Below are 1,421 nucleotides of genomic sequence, written 5' to 3'. Positions count from 1 at the left end.
CCTAACAATTCATGTATGGACTCCTCCGTCAAGCAGGTTTGCCGCAGCTGATGTTCGATCGTTGGGAAGCGGAACGGTTGCAGTCGTGTATTCGGCCTTGAGGTGAGCGGTCGATGTGCTCGGGCCATCATGGAATCCGCGGCGCCGGTGCCAATCGGTCAGACGGCTTTGCGGCCTGAATTGTTATCGGCTTTGTCCGCGCCGGGACCGAACCCTTCGCCATGATCGAGATCGTCTTCGGCAATTGCTGTCGTTGGAGCGGTTGAAGGTCAGTGGGCAATAGGTCGCTGGCTCACATGCCGTGGATCGAAGGCCTGGCCGTGGTGTTCCATCGCCCATAGCCGCCGCGCCAGCTTGTTGGCCAGCGCGCAGGCGGCCTTGTTGTGGCCGCGTGCGTCCTGCACCTTGAGTGCCCAGGCCTGCAGGGGATCCAGGGGTTGCCCGCGTCGCTGTTTCAGGCGCGCTGCGGTCAATACCGCGCGTGCACCGTGGACCAGCAGCGTGCGCAGGTAGACGTCGCCGCGCTTGGTCAGGCCGCCCAGGCGCCGCTGCTGGCCCGAGGAATGCTCGCGCGGGGTCAAGCCCAGCCAGGCGGCGAACTGGCGGCCATTGCGGAACCGCGACAGGTCGCCTGCACTGGCCCGCAATGCCGTGGCCGTCAGCAGGCCCACGCCCGGCACGCGGCGATAGCGCTGCACGGCCACGTCGCGATCGGCGAATTCCTCCAGCCGCTGCTCGATGGCCGCCATGTCCGCTTGCAGTTGGGCCAGCCGCTTCAGCTGATCGTCCAGGCTGTGTCGCAGCGGCATGGGCAACTCGTTGTCGCCATCCTCCAACGCATCGCGCACGGCGGCCGGCACCTTCAGCGCGCCGGCCGGAATGGTCACCCCGAACTCGCGAAGCACGCCGCGCAGCAGGTTGATCGTGGCGGTGCGCTCGGCCTTGAGGTGCTCGCGCAGCCGGTGCAGTGCCTGGATGCCTTGTTGCTCGGGGGTCTTTACCGGCACGCCGGCGATGTCGCCGCAGCGGTCCGCTTCCAGTATCCCGGCCACGTCGTTGCGGTCGGTCTTGTTGCCGCGCACGTAGGGACGCACGTCGCGGGCGGGCAGCAGTCGCACGGCATGTCCCTGGTGCTGGAAACGCCGGGCCCAGTAATGGGCGCTGCCGCAGGCCTCCATCAGCACCCGCAGCGGCGGACGCTGCTCCAAGGCCCGGGCGAATGCCCGGCGAGACAGCCGCTTGCGCTCCAGGACCCGGCCACGGTCGTCGGCGAAGGCCAGCTCGAAGACCTCTTTTGCCAGGTCGATGGCAACGGTACTAGCATGCATGGCGTGGACTCCTCTCGTGATCCCGTGTCCCGATCCAGTATCGGTCTGGCTCATCGAAGCCGTGTGGTGACGCGGGAGGAGTCCATCCCATCA

Annotated in this window: 1 protein-coding gene; it reads right to left on the bottom strand. The window is 67.0% G+C overall.

The features are described 5' to 3' along the window. Window positions 1–269: 269 nt before the first annotated feature. Complete coding sequence (locus ABKA19_RS15715) at window positions 270–1,328, bottom strand: IS110 family RNA-guided transposase (RefSeq protein WP_353689703.1); 1,059 nt, start codon at window positions 1,326–1,328, stop codon at window positions 270–272. Window positions 1,329–1,421: the final 93 nt, after the last annotated feature.

Origin of the sequence: Pseudoxanthomonas sp. Soil82 (assembly GCF_040446535.1) — a bacterium.
In the GTDB taxonomy this organism is placed as follows: domain Bacteria; phylum Pseudomonadota; class Gammaproteobacteria; order Xanthomonadales; family Xanthomonadaceae; genus Pseudoxanthomonas; species Pseudoxanthomonas kaohsiungensis.
Note: the sequence above shows the minus strand (reverse complement) of the source record. Positions and strands in the feature narration are given on the sequence as shown.

Coding starts and splice junctions, on each gene's coding strand:
- ABKA19_RS15715 (WP_353689703.1), bottom strand. CDS start 1,328: ATGCATGCTAGTACCGTTGCCATCGACCTGGCAAAAGAGGTCTTCGAG.